This is a genomic window from Hymenobacter busanensis (assembly GCF_008727865.1).
Classification (GTDB): Bacteria; Bacteroidota; Bacteroidia; order Cytophagales; family Hymenobacteraceae; genus Solirubrum; species Solirubrum busanense.
The window spans coordinates 89,818-106,197 of record NZ_VTWU01000008.1; the positions used below are offsets into that span (position 1 = coordinate 89,818).

Annotated in this window: 9 protein-coding genes; 2 read left to right on the forward strand and 7 right to left on the reverse strand. The window is 60.8% G+C overall.

Annotation, left to right across the window (positions count from 1 at the left end):
• Nucleotides 1-110: 110 nt before the first annotated feature.
• The 5 genes from F0P96_RS19175 to F0P96_RS19195 form a co-directional block, all read right to left on the reverse strand.
• Nucleotides 111-1,544, reverse strand: a complete 1,434-nt coding sequence (locus F0P96_RS19175; protein WP_151080599.1) for a TolC family protein — start codon at nucleotides 1,542-1,544, stop codon at nucleotides 111-113.
• Nucleotides 1,537-4,728, reverse strand: coding sequence for an efflux RND transporter permease subunit (locus F0P96_RS19180; protein ID WP_151080600.1), 3,192 nt, complete (start codon nucleotides 4,726-4,728; stop codon nucleotides 1,537-1,539). Before F0P96_RS19180 ends, F0P96_RS19175 begins: the two co-directional genes overlap by 8 nt.
• A 124-nt stretch (nucleotides 4,729-4,852) precedes the next feature.
• Nucleotides 4,853-5,944 (reverse strand): efflux RND transporter periplasmic adaptor subunit, encoded by a 1,092-nt coding sequence (locus F0P96_RS19185; protein ID WP_151080601.1) that lies wholly within the window; start codon nucleotides 5,942-5,944, stop codon nucleotides 4,853-4,855.
• A 300-nt stretch (nucleotides 5,945-6,244) separates the two neighbouring features.
• Nucleotides 6,245-8,242, reverse strand: a complete 1,998-nt coding sequence (ispG, locus tag F0P96_RS19190) for a (E)-4-hydroxy-3-methylbut-2-enyl-diphosphate synthase (protein WP_151080602.1) — start codon at nucleotides 8,240-8,242, stop codon at nucleotides 6,245-6,247.
• Nucleotides 8,243-8,802: 560 nt separating this feature from the next.
• The gene (locus tag F0P96_RS19195; protein ID WP_151080603.1) at nucleotides 8,803-9,495 is read right to left on the reverse strand and encodes a MarR family winged helix-turn-helix transcriptional regulator; all 693 of its coding nucleotides are present in this window, start codon (nucleotides 9,493-9,495) and stop codon (nucleotides 8,803-8,805) included.
• A 113-nt stretch (nucleotides 9,496-9,608) separates the two neighbouring features.
• Here F0P96_RS19195 and F0P96_RS19200 point away from each other — a divergent pair, with 113 nt between their 5' ends.
• Nucleotides 9,609-12,062: a TonB-dependent receptor gene (locus F0P96_RS19200; protein WP_151080604.1), complete on the forward strand. Its 2,454-nt coding sequence runs from the start codon at nucleotides 9,609-9,611 to the stop codon at nucleotides 12,060-12,062.
• A gap of 6 nt (nucleotides 12,063-12,068) precedes the next feature.
• Here F0P96_RS19200 and F0P96_RS19205 read toward each other — a convergent pair whose 3' ends face one another.
• Nucleotides 12,069-13,043 (reverse strand): NAD(P)H-quinone oxidoreductase, encoded by a 975-nt coding sequence (locus F0P96_RS19205; RefSeq protein WP_151080606.1) that lies wholly within the window; start codon nucleotides 13,041-13,043, stop codon nucleotides 12,069-12,071.
• A gap of 191 nt (nucleotides 13,044-13,234) precedes the next feature.
• On the opposite strand from F0P96_RS19205, the gene F0P96_RS19210 reads away from it, so the two are divergent.
• Nucleotides 13,235-13,759 carry a hypothetical protein gene (locus F0P96_RS19210; protein WP_151080608.1) on the forward strand — a complete coding sequence of 175 codons (525 nt, stop codon included), beginning with the start codon at nucleotides 13,235-13,237 and terminating at the stop codon, nucleotides 13,757-13,759.
• A gap of 193 nt (nucleotides 13,760-13,952) precedes the next feature.
• On the opposite strand, the gene F0P96_RS19215 is transcribed toward F0P96_RS19210, so the two are convergent.
• The gene (locus F0P96_RS19215; RefSeq protein ID WP_151080609.1) at nucleotides 13,953-16,139 is read right to left on the reverse strand and encodes a glutamine synthetase III family protein; all 2,187 of its coding nucleotides are present in this window, start codon (nucleotides 16,137-16,139) and stop codon (nucleotides 13,953-13,955) included.
• Between the last annotated feature and the right edge of the window lie 241 nt (nucleotides 16,140-16,380).

The following is a 16,380-nucleotide window of genomic DNA, read 5'->3' on the forward strand; positions in this document are numbered from 1 at the left end:
AGGTAGACAGTCGGTACGGCAAAGCCCGTTCGGCCCCAACCAACACCCGGCTTGGCAGGGCGCTGGCGGAGCCAGACGGGCTTTGCGAATTACCAGTTATCGACGAAGCGTTACTGCCAGCCGCCACCCAACGCCCGGTACACATTCACCGTGGCATTCAGCTGCTGGAGCTTGGTTTCAATCAGGTCGAACTTCGATTCCAGGGCGTCGCGCTGGGTGAAGAGCACCTCGGTATAATCGGCGCGGGCCGAGCTGAAGAGGCTGTTGGAAATGGTGCTCGACTCGTTCAGGGCCTGCACTTCCTTGGCTTTTTCGCCGTAGCTTTTTTCCAGGTTGCTGATGCTGGCCAGTTGGTTGGCTACCTCGATGTAGGCGTTCAGCACGGTGCGCTCGTAGTTGTACACGGCCTGCGTCTGGCGGGCGTTGGCGCTGTAGTACAGGGCCTTGATGCCGTTCTTGTTGAACAGCGGCGCGGCTAGGTCGCCGGCCAGCGACAGGAGCATCGACTCGGGCAAGGTGGTGAGCAGCGTGGGATTAAACGCGGCCGCCCCCACGGCAGCCGTGATGTCCAGCCGCGGGTAGAAGTTGGTGCGGGCCACCTGCACGTCCAGCTTGGCGGCGGCCAGGTTCTGCTCGGCCTGCCGGATGTCGGGGCGGTTCTGCAGCAGCTGGGCGGGCACGCCTGCCTGCATGGCTTTCGGCACCAGGTCGTTAAACGAAGCGGCGTTGCGCACCACCGGCTGCGGGTAGCGGCCGGCCAGAAAATTGATGCGGTTTTCCGTCTCCACGATGCGCTGCTGGATGTCGTACTGAATGGCCTGGGTGTGGTGCACCTGGGCCTCGAAGCGGCGCACGGCCAGCTCGGTTACCCGGGCCGCGTCCTTCTGCAGCCGCACGGCCTTCAGCGCGTTGCCCTGAATGTCGAGGTTCTGCCGGATGATGGCCAGCTGGTTGTCGAGGGCCAGCAACTCGTAGTAGGAGCTGGCAATTTCGGCCACCAGGTTGGTCACGGTGAAGTTTTTGCCCTCCACCGAAGCTAGGTAGCGCAGCGCGGCGGCTTTTTTGGCGTTGCGCAGCTTGTGCCAGATGTCCACTTCCCAGCGGGCGTAGGCCCCCACCTGAAAGTTGGTCAGCGGATCGGGCGTGCGGCGCTCCGGCTTGATGTCGACGTTTTCTTCGGTAGCACCGGGCAGGGTGTAGCGGGCGGCTTTTTCTACCTCGGCACCGGCGCCCAGGCCCACGGAGGGCAGGTACTCGCCTTTGCGGGCCCGCACTTCCTGCTGCGCAATGTCAATTTCCTGGCGCGTGATGTTCAGCTCCTGGTTGCGCTGCAGGGCCGTGTCAATCAGGGCTACTAGGTTGGGGTCGGTGAAAAATTCCTTCCACCGCAGGCGGGCCGAGTTGGCCGAGTCTTGGGCGGTGCCGAAACTCACCGGCACGGATTTGTTCTCGGTTTTCACCGCCAGCTGCGGGGTTTTGCAGGCGCCTACCGCCAGCGCCAGGCTGGCAGCGCCCAGGTAGCTATACAAACGGTACTTACGCATAGGGCTCCATTTCTTCCAGTGTCACGCGGGGCTCTACGCCTTCGAGGATCGGGGCTTCGTTTTCGTCCCGAATCAGTTTTTTGCTGCCGGCCAGGGTGCCGAACAAGTAGTACAAGCCGGGGATGATGATGACGCCGAACACGGTGCCGAACAGCATGCCGCCCAAGGCCGACGAGCCGATGGTGCGGTTGCCAATGGCCCCGGCGCCGGTGGCCACCACCAGCGGAATCAGGCCGGCAATAAAGGCAAACGAGGTCATCAGAATGGGGCGGAAACGCACTTTGGCGCCTTCGATTGCAGCCTCGCTCACCGACAGTCCTTCTTCGTGCTTCAGGGCCGCGAATTCCACGATCAGCACCGCGTTCTTACCCAGCAGACCCACGAGCATCACCAGCCCCACCTGGGCGTAAATGTCGTTGGCCAGACCAAACATTTTGATGAACAGGAACGAGCCGAACACGCCCGCTACCAGCGAGAAAATAACGGCCAGCGGCAGCATAAAGCTTTCGTACTGCGCGGCCAGTACCAGGTACACGAACACGAGCACCACCAGGAAAATGATGGTCGATTCGTTGCCGCGGCCCACTTCGTCTTTCGAGAGGCCGCCCCAGTCGATGTCGTAGCCGTGGGGCAAGTCTTTAGCTACCTCCTGCACCGCCTTGATGGCCTCACCCGAGCTGTAGCCGGGGGCTGCGCCGCCCCGAATGGAGGCCGTGGTGTACATGTTGTAGCGGTTGATTTCGTTGGCGCCCTGGGTCTTCACGATTTTCATGAAGGCCGAGAACGGCACCATGTCGCCCTTGTCGTTTTTGGCCCACATGTTCAGCACATCCTCGGGCAGCTTGCGGTACTCGGGCGAGGCCTGCACAAACACCTTGAAGAAGCGCTGGTACTTGATGAAGCCCAGCTCGTAGGTTGAGCCCACCAGCACCGACAGGGTGTTCATGGCGTTGCCGATGCTCACGCCTTTCTGCATGGCCAGGTCGTTGTCGATTTTCAACTCGTACTGCGGGTAATTGGCCGAGAAGAAGGTGAACAGGCCGGCCAGCTCCTTGCGCTTCTTGAGCTTGGCCATGAACTCGGCATTCACCTTTTCCAGGGCTTTGTAGTCGCCGGAGTTGGTTTTGTCGAGCAGCTGCAGCTGAAAACCGCCCGCCGCGCCGTAGCCCGGCACCGCCGGCGGCTCGAAGAATTCGATGGTCGCGCCGGGAATCTCGTGCGCCTTCTTCTCCAGGTTTTCGATGATGTCGGCAATGGATTCCTTGCGTTCCGACCACGGTTTCAGGTCGAGCAGCAAGGTGCCGGCGTTGGAGCCGCGGCCTTCAGTCAGCACTTCGTAGCCGGCCAGCGAAGAGATGTTGGCAATGCCGGGAATGTCCTTGGCCAGGCCGGCCAGGCGCTGCGACACCGCGTTGGTTTGCTCCAGCGTGGTGCCGGGCGGCGTCTGCACAATGGCGTAAATCAGGCCCTGGTCTTCGCTCGGGATAAAACCCGCCGGCAGCCCCGCCGTGATGCCCCAGATGCCCAGCCCGAAGGCCAGCAGCAGGCCCAGGGTGATGTAGCGCTTGGCCACAATCAGCGTCAGCAGGCGCACGTAGGCGTTGGTGAGCTTCTCGAAACCGCGGTTAAACCAGTCGAAGAAGCGCTGCAGGGGCGTCTGCTTCTTGGGTTGGCCGTGGTGGTTTTTCAGAATCATGGCGCAAAGCACCGGCGTCAGCGTTAGGGCTACGAGGCCCGAAATGACAATGCCCGTGGCCATGGTGATGGAAAACTGGCGGTAGAAAATACCCACCGGGCCGGTCATGAACGACACCGGCACAAATACGGCCGTCATCATGATGGTAATGGCAATGATGGCGCCGCTGATTTCGCCCACCACTTTGCGCACCGCATTGTAGGGCGAGAGGTGCTCTTCCTCCATCTTGGCGTGCACGGCCTCAATCACCACAATGGCGTTGTCGACCACGATGCCGATGGAAAGTACCAGGGCAAACAGCGTAATCATGTTGATGGTGAGGCCGAATGCCTGCATGGCAATGAACGAGCCGACCAGCGACACGGGCACGGCCAGGGCCGGAATGAGCGTGGAGCGCCAGTCGCCCAGGAACAGGAACACCACCAGGGCCACCAGAATAAAGGCGTCGCGCAGGGTGTGAATTACATTCTCAATCGAGGCGTCGAGGAAGTTCGACACGTCGTAGGTGATTTTGTAGTCCATGCCGGGCGGAAAGCTGGTTTTCTTCAGCTCTTCCAGCTTAGCTTTCACTTCCTTAATCACATCGGAGGCGTTGGAGCCGTAGGTCTGCTTGAGCACGATGGCCGCCGACGGATACTGATTCAGGTTGGAGTAGATGTCGTAGTACTCCGAGCCCAGCTCCACGGTGGCCACGTCGCGTAGGTGCAGGCTTTCGCCGTTGGCGTTGGCCCGCAACACCACGTTTTTGTACTGTTCCACGTCGTTGAAGCGGCCCTGATAGCTGAGCACGTACTCCAAGGACTGCGCCTGCTTGCCGTCGGAGCGGCCGATGCGGCCCGGCGAGCCGATAACACTCTGCTCTTCCAGCGCCTTCATCACGTCGTCGACCGAGATGTTGTAGGCGCGCATGCGGTCGGGCTTGAGCCACACGCGCATGGCGTACTGGCGGCTGCCCAGAATGCTGGCCCGCCCAATGCCGTTGAGGCGCTGCAGCTCGGGCAGCATGTTCACGCCGGCAAAGTTGAACAGGTACTTCATGTCCGTGTTCTTGTCTTTCGAGTACAAGTTCACGTACATCAGCATGTTGGGCACCACGCGGTTTACCACCACGCCTTCGCGCTGCACCAGCAGCGGCAGGCGGTTGAGCACCTGCGCAATGCGGGTGTTCACGTTCACCACGGCCTGGTCCGGGTTGGTGCCCAGGTTGAACACAATCTGGATGTTGGCCTCGCCGGCCGATACGGCGTCGGAGGTCATGTATTTCATGCCCGGCACGCCGTTGACGGCCTGCTCCAAGGGAATGAGTACCGACTCGGTCAGCACCTTGGCGCTGGCGCCGGGGTACGAGGCGCTGACCATGACCAGCGGCGGGGAAATTTCGGGAAACTGCGACGTGGGCAGCTGCACGATGGCCAGCCCGCCCAAAAGCAGAATGGACACCGAAATAACGATGGCGAAAACCGGCCGTCGAATGAATTTGCTGAACATTTTTTTGGCTATTAGCTACTGGCTGATGGCTGTTAGCTGGTTCTGGAAAAGCACTACAAGGCCGCTGCTGTCCGCTCGTTGCCTGTGAAAAAGGCTAGCAGCTAACAGCTAGTGGCCAAAAGCTTTATTCAGAGTACACTTTCAGGTGCGCGATGACGCTCTGCGGGGCCTTGTAGTCGTAGGCCACTGTGTCGCCGTCTTTCACTTTGCGCAGGCCTTCCAGCATAATCCGGTCGTTGGCCGTAATTCCGGCTTGGATGACGTACAGATCAGGCATTTCGGAGCCAATCTTGATTTCGCGCTGGTGCACCACGTTGTTCTTGTCGACCACGAACACGTACTTCTTTTCCAAAATCTCGAAGGTGGCTTTCTGCGGAATGATCAGCGCGTGTTGCAGCGGCACGGTCATCAGTACGCTGCCGGTTTCGCCGTTGCGCAGCAGGCCGTCGGGGTTCGGGAAAGTGGCGCGGAAGGCAATGTTGCCGGTTTCGTTGTTGAAATCGGCCTCGATGGTTTGCACCACACCGGTCTGATTGAACACCTCGTTGTTGGCCATGCGCAGCTTCACGTGCGCGACCTTGTCGTTGGCTTTGGCGTGGGCCTTGTAAGCCAGGTATTCGGCCTCGGGCACGTTGTAGTACACCCACATCTTGCTATTATCCGATAGCGTCGTGAGCAGGTCGCCTTCGTCCACCAAGCTGCCGAGCCGGGCCTGAAAGTGGTCCATAATGCCGCTGAACGGCGCCCGAATGGTGGTGAAGCCCAGGTGCGTCTGGGCCAGGGCCACTTCGGCTTTGGCCTTTTCCAGCTTGGCCTGTGACAAGGCCAACTCGTTCGGCGACACAATTTTACCGTCGGCCAGCTTCTTCGTGTTCTGGTACTCGATGCTCACAAACTTGGCCTCGGCCTCGGCCTTTTTCAGCTCGGCCTGGTACAGCAGCGGCATGATCTGGAACATCAGTTGCCCCTCGTGTACCTGTTGCCCTTCGTCGACGAAGATCTTCTGCAGGTAGCCCTTTTCCAGTGCCCGCAATTCAATGTGCTGGATGGAATGTACCTGAGCTACGTACTCCTTGGTGATGGTCGTGTCGCGCTGCAGCGGACTGGTTACCAGAAATCTGAGCTTCTCTTCTTTGGCCTCTTCGTGTTTCGAGCAGCTGGTGGAGCAATACAAGAAACCCAAGCTCATACCCATGAGCAGGAACGTTCTTTTCATAAGTACCTTAACAGGCGGTTAGTAGTCCTGGAAAACGAGGTGGTTGCGGCACGCACAGGTCAACATCAGCGTCAATGCCGGCGCCGCAAAGCGGGTTTACTGATGTTGGGTGCTGCAAAACAAGCGTGGCTACATGAAGACGCTATGAATAGGCAACAATCCCTGCAACTACCGCTGCGCTTGCCGGTAGATTATCCTTTCCGTGGCCGTTCAGATTGGGCATAAAACAAGCAAGCGGACCCTGGAGTCCGCTTGCTTGTTTTATTACGCTACTGCCGTTTCGTAAACGGTGTCTACCAACTACACCCCTACTGGCTCTTCCACCGCTACCGGCTCCACCCAGCGGCCGTCCTCGCGGATGAGGTTGATCAGCTCGTCCACGGCGGCTTCTTCGGGCACCGATTTCTTGATGACTTCCTGGCCGCGGTAGAGGGCAATTTTGCCTCGGCCCACGCCCACGTAGCCGTAGTCGGCGTCGGCCATTTCGCCGGGGCCGTTCACGATGCAGCCCATAATGCCGATTTTGACGCCCTTCAAATGGTCGGTGCGGCGGCGAATCATAGCGGTAGTTTCGGGCAGGTCGAAGAGCGTACGGCCGCAGCTGGGGCAGCTGATGTACTCCGTCTTGCTCATGCGGGTACGCGCCGCCTGCAATATTCCGAAGCCGAGCTGGTTGAGTGCGTCGAGACGGGCCAGCCAGGTGTTCTGGTCGGCATCGGGCAGCTTTTCGGTGCTGAGCACCACGCCGTCACCGAGGCCGTCGAGCAGCAGGCCGCCTACGTCGGTGGCGGCGTACAGTTGGGTTTGCTCGGGCGCCTGCTCAGGGTACTGGCGGTTGATGATGACGGGATTAGTTACGCCCGCGTTCAGCAGCCGGAAGAAGGCCCGGCGGATTTCGGGCATGGCGTGGGCGTTGTCGGTGTAGAGGATGACCACCACCGTTTTATCGGTGCGCAGCTGCTCCAGGGCCGCGTCGGTAAGCGTTTCCAGGTTGTGGAAGACGAAGTTGGTTTCGGGATGCCGCACGGCCGCCCCGGCGTACTCGCCGGAGGTGAACACCGGAAAGTGTTCTTCCCGCCGGCCGGCGTCGAGCCAGGCGCTGTAGTCCACCAGCTCCTTCAGGCCGTTGGGCAGCATGAAAGGCGCCGGGCGCTGGCCGGTATAGATGAAGTCGGCCCCTAGGTCGTTCATCTGGAACTTGTCAAGGAAGGCCGAGTACAGGTGCCCCACGCAGCGCAGGTCGGCATACTCCAGCTGCGGCAGGCGCGAAATATCGGCCAGCACGCGCGGTACGTTCGTGCCGCCGATGTTCAACACCTCGTGCGTCGGGCGGCGGTGGTACTGGTACGGGTCGATGGGCACTTCCGTCACCGGCGCAATGAACTTGGCTTCGGCAGCCCGGTGCGTGTACCGGTCGATGAGCATGCGGGCCACGGGGGCTTCGGCTTCGGGGGGCTCGGTCAGGCTCACCCGCACGGTGTCGCCCAAGCCATCTTCCAGCAGGGTGCCGATGCCCACGGCCGACTTGATGCGCCCGTCCTCGGCTTCGCCGGCCTCGGTCACGCCCAGGTGCAGCGGATACGGCTGCAAGCCCTCGGCTTCGAGCTTCTGCACCAGCAGGCGGTAGGCCTGCACCATCACCTGGGTATTGGAGGCCTTCATGGAGAGGACCACGTTGTAGTAGTTCTCGTCTTCGCAGATGCGCAGAAACTCCAGCGCCGACTCCACCATGCCCAGCGGGGTGTCGCCGTAGCGCGACAGGATGCGGTCCGACAACGAGCCGTGGTTCGTGCCGATGCGCATGGCCGTGCCGTACTGCTTGCAAATTTGCACCAAGGGCCGAAACCGCTCCCGAATGCGCTCAATCTCGCCCTGGTACTCGGCGTCGGTATACTCGATGGTCTGGAATTTCTTCTTGTCGACGTAGTTGCCGGGGTTCACGCGCACCTTCTCCACGATGCGGGCGGCCAGCTCGGCGGCGTTGGGCGTGAAGTGAATGTCGGCAATGAGCGGCACCGTGCAGCCGCGCTTGCGCAGCTCCTTCTTGATTTCGAGCAGGTTCTGGGCCTCCTTCATACTGGGGGCCGTGATGCGCACGTACTCGCAGCCAGCTTCCACCATGCGCAGCGTTTCCTCCACCGAGCCCAGGGTGTCCATGGTGTCGACGGTAGTCATGCTCTGCACCCGGATGGGGTAATGGCCGCCCAGGGGCAGGTCGCCGATGTTCACCACGCGGGCTTCGCGGCGCTTGTATTCGGTAAGGCTGGGGCAGTAAATCTTGGAAGCGGAAGTGCTCATGCAGCAGAAACGATAGACGGAAGCCAAACAGCCCCGGGAAGGGCAAAGTTGCTCGGCGGCAAAGGTACGAAGGCCGGGGAAGCTGTTCCGTGGTCTTTCTCGCCTGAGCGAATGTGAGCCAGCGGATAAAAAGGAACGTCATGCTGAGCCCCGCGAAGCATCTCTACTACTTTCTGTCATATAGGAAAAATCAACTTGGCCGGTAACTCTAATCACGTCGCCGCTTTGCATTTCAATAGTTACTGCTTGCTCCGAAGCGGACATGGTATTAATCTGCTCACTCGGTCCCCACTCAAACGTCCTGGTTGCGTGGAATGCAGTGACCTTAACCACTCTCAACACGAAGTCAGGACTCGATATTTTGCGTAGGTGAAAATCCACTATTCCCGTTTTCCATGTGAAGTCGACACGCAACAAAGTCGCGTCGTGCAAAGCGTAGATTGAGGTAGTCATACTAGGTTGCGCTGCTTGATTGGGTCGAAAGGGTGAGTGCAAGAAAGTCAGGCTAAGCCAGCAACGAAGCAGTATAACTGACTCGGCTGCGCTCAGCAGGACCGTTCCTATTGGCCAGCTTGTTCACCTGACTCACCTGCTGCTTTCGGCAGATGCCGCAGCAACTGCTCGAAGTTCTCGGCGCGCGGGCCGCTGAAAATGGGTTGGTGAAACGCATCGAGCTTCTGGAGCAGGTAGAGCAGCTGCACCCGCTCGGCGGCGGTCAGGTCGCCGGCCACGAGCTGGGCGGCTTGGCCCATGCGGCCGAACACCTGCCGCAGCAGGGCGCCGCCGGCTTCGGTAAGCGTGAGCAGCTTGCTGCGGCGGTCAGTGTGGTGGGGCTGCTCGGCTACCAGCCCGCGGGCCAGCAGGCGCTTAATGACTTCGGTGCCGGTGGCTTTTTCGTGGATGTTGCGGAAAATCAGCTCGGTTTTCGACAGCGGCTGGTGGCCCATGACGGTGGCCAGGTAGGCAAAATCGTCGGGCGTGAGCAGGGGCGTGCCAGCTAATCCGCGCCGGATGTATGAGCGTGCGTAGCGCGTGAGGAAGATGAGCAGCTTGCTGATTTCGGCTTCTGGCGGCATGGAAGCCACATCGGCCGGGGCGGCCGGGCCCCGAGGCGGCGGGGCGGATACCGCTCCCACCCGGCCGTACAGCCAGGCGGCAAACGCGGCGAGGTCGGCCGGTTTGCCGTCGGGGGCACGCTGCTGCTCAAAAGCTTCGGCCTGCTCCAGGAGTTGCTTTAGTAAGGCGTAGTCCATGCCCGGCAAAGTAAGGCGGCCAGCGGCAAAACTGGTGTGAAAAAATAGTTGTTTGATTCCAAAACATCTGAATGTGCCTTTGGTTCGTGTGGTATTAAACTAATCTTGCCGACATGCCGCAACGCTACTTGCTCCTGTTTCTGCTGCTCTTCAGCACTTTGCTGGTTCAAGCCCAAAGCGTGGGCGTACTCAGCGGCACTGTGCGCGACCGGGCCACGCAGCAGCCGCTGCCGGGCGTGACGGTGGCCCTGGAAGGCACTACGCTGGGCACGGCCACCGACGAGCAGGGCCGCTTCCGCCTCACCGATATTCCCACCAGCAGCTACAACGTGCGGGCGAGTTTCGTGGGCTACGAGCCGCTGTTGCGCGCCAACGTGAGCATCACCTCCGGCAACGCCAACATCGTGAACCTGGAGCTGACGCCCTCGGCCCAGCAACTGGGCGAGGTGCAGATTACCGGCAACCGCGCCATTCGGGTGGCCACGGCCGAAACGCCGTTGAGCGTGCAGCGCCTGAACACCGAGGAAATCAAGAGCAACCCCGGCGGCAACTTCGATATTTCGCGGGTGGTGCAGGTGCTGCCCGGTGTGGGCGGCGGGGGCACCAGCGGCACGGCCGGCTTCCGCAACGACATCATTATCCGCGGCGGCGCGCCCAACGAAAACGTGTACTACCTCGACGGCATCGAGGTGCCGGTCATCAACCACTTCCAGACCCAAGGCTCGGCCGGTGGCCCCACCGGCCTGCTGAACGTGTCGTTTATCGAGGACGTGACGCTGAGCACCTCGGCCTTCGAGGCCCGCTACGACAACACCCTCTCGAGCGTGCTGCAGTTCCGGCAGCGCGACGGCAACCCCGACCGCGTGCAGGGCAACGTGCGCCTGAGCGGCACCGAAGTGGCCGGTACGCTGGAGGGCCCGCTGGCCAAGAATACTACCTTCCTAGCCTCGGTGCGACGCTCCTACCTGCAGGTGTTGTTCAAGCTAATCGACCTGCCAATCCGGCCCAACTACTGGGACGCGCAGTTCAAAGTCACCACCAAACTCTCGCCCAAAACCACCCTCACCGCCCTGGGTCTGGGCGCCCTCGACCACTTCGAGGTGGCCGTGCCGCGGGAGTCGTCATTGGAAAAAGAGTACATCCTGCGCAACACGCCCAGCATCGACCAGTGGAACTACACTTTGGGCGTGAGCCTGCGCCAGCTCATTGAGCGCGGCTACGTGAACGTGGCCTTGAGCCGTACCCAGCTCGACAACCAGGTCAACCGCTTCGAAGGCGGCTCCGCGTTCAGCGGCGACGAAAGCCGGCGCATTTCGCTCACCCGCTCGGGCGAGTCGGAAAACAAGCTGCGCGTGGACGTGAACCGCTCTTTGGGCAAATGGCAGTACGCCTACGGTGGCGTGGGCCAGTGGATTACCTACGATTCGCGCTACTTCAACCGCCTGCGCCGCGAGGTGCTGAACCCCGACGGCTCGGTGCAGCAGCCGGCCGTGGACGTGCGGTTTCAGTCCGATTTGGCCTTTGCCCGCTTCGGTGCCTTTGCCCAGGTCACGCGACCCTTCTTGGCGAATGACCGCCTGACCGTGTCGGCCGGCCTGCGCGCCGACGGCAACTCCTCTACCGAAGGCGGCGCCAACCTGCTGCGGACCCTCTCGCCGCGCCTTTCGGCCTCCTACGCCCTGGCTTCGCGGTGGAACCTGAACGCCTCGGTGGGCCGCTACTACAAGATTCTGCCCTCCACCCTGCTCGGCTTCCGCGACAACGCGGGCCAGATGGTGAACAAACACACCCGCTACATCGGCAGCACGCATTACGTGGCCGGGCTGGAATTTCTGCCCACGGCCAACACCCGCTTCACGGTGGAAGGCTTTCTGAAAAACTACGACCACTACCCGGTGTCGGTGCGCGATGGAATTTCCCTGGCTAACCTCGGCGGCGACTTCGTGGCCCTGGGCAACGAGGCCGTGACCAGCTCGGGCAAAGGCCGGGCCTTCGGCGGCGAGTTTTTCTTCCAGCAGAAGCTCACCAACAACTGGTTTGCGGTGGCCTCCTACACGCTGTTCCGCAGCGAGTTTACGGGCACCGACGGCGTGTACAAGCCCTCCGCCTGGGACACCCGACACCTGGCCTCGGCCCTGCTGGGCCGCAAGTTCACCCGCGGCTGGGAGGCCGGACTGAAATACCGCTTTGCTGGCGGCGCGCCCTACACGCCCTTCGACCTCGCAGCCTCGCAGCAGAACTACCTCACCATCGGGCAGGGTGTGCTCGACTACGCGCGGCTGAACACCCAGCGCCTGGGCTCCTACCAGCAGGTTGATTTTCGCCTTGACAAGAAGTACAACTTGCGCCGCCTGACCATCGACTTGTTCGTGGATTTGCAGAACGTATTCCTGATCAAGAACCCCTCGGTGCCCAGCTACACCTTCCAGCGCACTGCCGACAACGCCGCATTCCTCACCACCGATGGCCTGCCCCTGCAGCCCAACGGCGCCAATGCGGTGCCCGTCATCCTAGCCGACGACGACGCGACGGTACTGCCCACCATCGGCTTCATCGTGGAATTTTAGGGCCGCTCAGCTGTTCACGCGCAGCACAATTTTGCCGATATGTTCGCTGCTTTCCATCAATCGGTGCGCCAGCTCGGCTTCGGCCAGCGCAAACTTGCGGTAGATAACCGGCTTGAACTGTTTGTTGAGTAGTAGCGGCCACACGTGCTGCTCCACATCAGCCGCCAGCGCGGCTTTGAAGTCAGCCGAACGCGGCCGCAGGGTGCTGCCCGTAATGGTGAGCCGGCGGCGCATCACTTCCAGAGCATTAAACTCCGCCTTAGCGCCGCGCATGGCGTTAATGAATACCAAGCGGCCATCGTCCTTGAGCAGGCGTAGGTTTTGGGCCGTGTAGTCGCCGCCCACCATGTCGAGCACCACGTCTACGCCTTCCAGCTGCAGCGCCTGCTCAAAGTCTTCGGTTTGGTAATTGATGCAACGCGTGGCGCCCAATTCTTCGCAGGCGCGGCATTTTTCGTCGGAGCCGGCGGTGGCAAACACGCGGGCGCCGCGGGCCTTGGCTAGCTGAATAGCCGTGATGCCAATGCCGCTGCTGCCGCCGTGCACCAGCAGGGTTTCGCCGGCCTGCAGGCCACCGCGCTGAAACACGTTGTGCCAGACGGTAAACACTGTTTCGGGCAGCGCGGCCGCTTCGGTCATGCGCCAGCCGGCGGGCACGGGCAGGCAGTGCCGCTCGTCCACTGCCACGCACTCGGCATAGCCTCCGGCAGCGAGCAGCGCACAAACCTGGTCGCCGGGTTTCCAGCGCGTTACTGCGGTGCCGCACTGCTCTACCACACCGGCTATTTCGAGGCCCGGCACGAGGCCGGTAACGTCGCCCGCGCCCCCGTATTTTCCTTGGCGCAGCAGCACATCGGGGCGGTTGACGCCGGCGGCAAACACGCATACCAGCACCTCGTTCGGGGCCGGTTGCGGCGGCGGCACGTCTTGTAGGCGCAACACCTCGGGGCCACCGGGCTGGGAAACGACAATAGCCTGCATAGCAAAAAAGCGGCGGGTAAGGAGTGTACAATCAGAAGCACGGGCGCACCTAAGCCGGCCCGGCTCCTACAGAGCAGCAATGTAAGTAACGTACTGCGCTGGTTCCGGCGCAAGCCCGCAAAGCATACAGTCGGGCAAAAGGGCACGAACCCTCACGAACACTTCGGCTGCTTTTGCGTTTCTTGCCCCACATGAAAACTCCCGCTTTCCTGCCTGCGCTTTTCAACTCGGCCCGCGGCTTGGGCTTGCGCGCCTGGCAAACCGGTCCGCTGTTCCGCAAGGCGTTTCTGACGGCCGTCGAATCGGTGCAGGAAGTGCTGCGGGCGGAAGTGCAGAAAGGCAACGCCAAGGTGGTAGCCGACTTCCTAACCGACAAAGCTGCGCCGGCCGTGAAGGCGTTGCTGCTGGAACGTATGTCGGTGCGGCTGCTGGCCCGGCTGGGGCTGCGCGGCGCGTTGGCGTCCAACGTGGCCGGCTGGATTCTGCCTTTCGTAGTCGAGAAGTTGGTACGGGCAGCGCTTCGAACCGAAGCGGCGGCCAAGCTGCAAACGCACCCTACCGTGACGAACGTGCGCCGTACGCTCGATGAACTGCACCACAAATTACGCCGTACCGTTGCGCCCGATTACGGCTCCGGCGCAGCCGTGCTCGACGACGAAGATGATGCGCCACAAGGGCCATCTGCGTCTCTTTTGCCGGCATCTGCTAAAATATAAGTCGCTCTGGTATAGAGCTCAAGTAGATAAAACTTCCGCAAACGTTTGCAGTACTCGAAAAAACATTATTACCTTCGTAGAGCTAGAAAATAAAAAAACCCGTCGACAGAGGCGTCAACGGGCTTAGTGGGTGGGCCAGCCGGAGTAATCGTTTCCCCTCGACTTCCAGTGCTGGTCCTACCTACCGTATGAGTTAGTGCAGAAACAACAACTCACGGTATTTTACCAACGGCCAGTCTTCATCGGAGACCAGCAGTTCAAGTTTGTCGACCTGCCGACGGATAACGTCGAAGCACGGTCGAATATTTTCGCTGTAAGATAACGCTCTTTCGCGAGTATCCTCCAATTTATTGGCGACTTTCCGCCGCTCCACCATATCGTCCACCGTAGTTTTGATGGTGGCAATGCGGCGCGAAATTTCTTTGATCGAGTCCACCGTTACCTGGGTGTACTCATCGTCGAGGCCCAATTCGCGCAGGCCACGTACGTTCTGGATCAATTTATTCTGGTAGGCAACCGCCGTGGGAATGATATGGTTCACGGCCAGGTCGCCCATCACGCGGCTCTCAATCTGCACGCGCTTGATGTAGTCTTCAAGCAAAATCTCGTGGCGGGCGTGTAGCTCTACGTGCGAGTAGATGCCGAGGCGCTCGAACAGCGAAATTGAATCTGCCGTCACGAAGGCATCCAGCGCGGGCGGCGTGGTGGGCACGTTCGAGAGGCCGCGCTTGGCTGCTTCTTCCTTCCACTCGTCGGAGTAGCCGTTGCCTTCGAAGCGAATGGCTTTCGAGTCGATAACGTACTGGCGCAGCACGTCGACAATGGCCATTTCCTTTTTGCGGCCCTGCCCGATTAGCTCATCCACTTCTTTGGTGAACTGCTGCAGCTGGTCGGCCACGATGGTGTTGAGCACCGTCATCGACGACGAGCAGTTGGCCGACGAGCCGACGGCGCGGAACTCGAACTTGTTGCCGGTGAAGGCGAAGGGCGAGGTGCGGTTGCGGTCGGTGTTGTCGAGCAGGATGGGCGGAATCTTGTCGATGCCGAGCTTGAGGTACAGGTTGTCGCCCTTGTCGAGCGGCAGTTTGGCGTTGCGCTCCAGCTCGTCGAGTACTTCCGAGAGCTGTTTGCCCACGAACACCGACATGATGGCCGGCGGCGCTTCGTTGGCGCCGAGGCGGTGGTCGTTCGAGGCCGAGGCAATGGAGGCGCGCAGCAAGTCGGCGCGGTCGTGCACGGCTTTCACCGTGTTGATGAAGAACGTGAGGAACTGCAGGTTTTCCTTGGGCTTGCGGCCGGGCGCCAGCAGGTTCACCCCGGTGTCGGTGCTCATTGCCCAGTTGTTGTGCTTGCCCGAGCCGTTGACGCCCGCGAAAGGCTTCTCGTGCAGCAGCACTTTGAAGTCGTGGGTGTCGGCCACGCGCTCCATCAAGTCCATCAACAACTGGTTGTGGTCGATGGCGAGGTTGGCGTCTTCGAAGGTGGGGGCGCACTCGAACTGATGCGGGGCCACTTCGTTGTGGCGGGTGCGCAGCGGAATGCCCAGTTTGGTGGCTTCTTCCTCAAACTCCAGCATGAAGGCGTGTACGCGGGCCGGAATCGAGCCGAAATAGTGGTCTTCGAGCTGCTGGCCTTTGGCCGGCGCGTGGCCAAACAGCGTGCGGCCGGTCATCACCAGGTCGGGGCGGGCGCCGTACAGCGCGCGGTCGACGAGGAAGTACTCCTGCTCGATGCCGAGCGTGGTGTGCACGCGCTGTACGTCTTTGTCGAAGTACTGGCACACGGGCAGCGCGGCTTCCTCCAGCGCCGTCAGCGACTTCAGCAGCGGGGCTTTGTAGTCGAGCGCCTCGCCGGTGTAGGCCACGAAAATCGTGGGAATGCAGAGCGTGGTGGCGCCGGCGGTTTCAATCAGGAACGCGGGCGAGGTGGGGTCCCAGGCGGTGTAGCCGCGGGCCTCGAAGGTGTTGCGGATGCCACCCGATGGGAACGACGAGGCATCCGGCTCCTGCTGTACCAGGGCCGAGCCCTTGAAGTTTTCAATCGGTCGGCCGTCCGAGTTCAGGTCAAAGAACGAGTCGTGCTTCTCGGCGGTGGCACCGGTCAGCGGCTGAAACCAGTGCGTGTAGTGCGTAGCACCTTTGCTCATGGCCCAGGTTTTCATGGCACCGGCTACGGCATCGGCTACCGAGCGCTCCACCGGAGTGCCCTGCTTGATGGCCGACTGCAGCTTCTTGAAGTAGTCACCCGACATGGTGGTGCGCATGGCTTCCAGGTTGAAGACGTTGCGACCGAAGATGTCGGAACGGCGTTCGGAGGATACGACCGGCCGCGGCTTACGCTGATCTACCAGTTCGAGGGCTTTGAAACGGAGGGTTGCCACAAAAAAAGTTTGTTGGAGAACAAGCAGGGGTTGCTTTCGATAGGCCAAAGGTAGATTACGAACACTAAATTCCAAAACACCCCCATAAAAAGAAGGGCATTTTCCACAAATTGGTTCTAAATTACACTTACCCCCGTATGATTTAGCAGGCATCTACCAGAATAGGGCGAATTGCCGGATAATAAAGAGGAAGCGCCTCAGCTGATGCTTATTTCTTCTGGTGCACTGCTTATGTTGACGG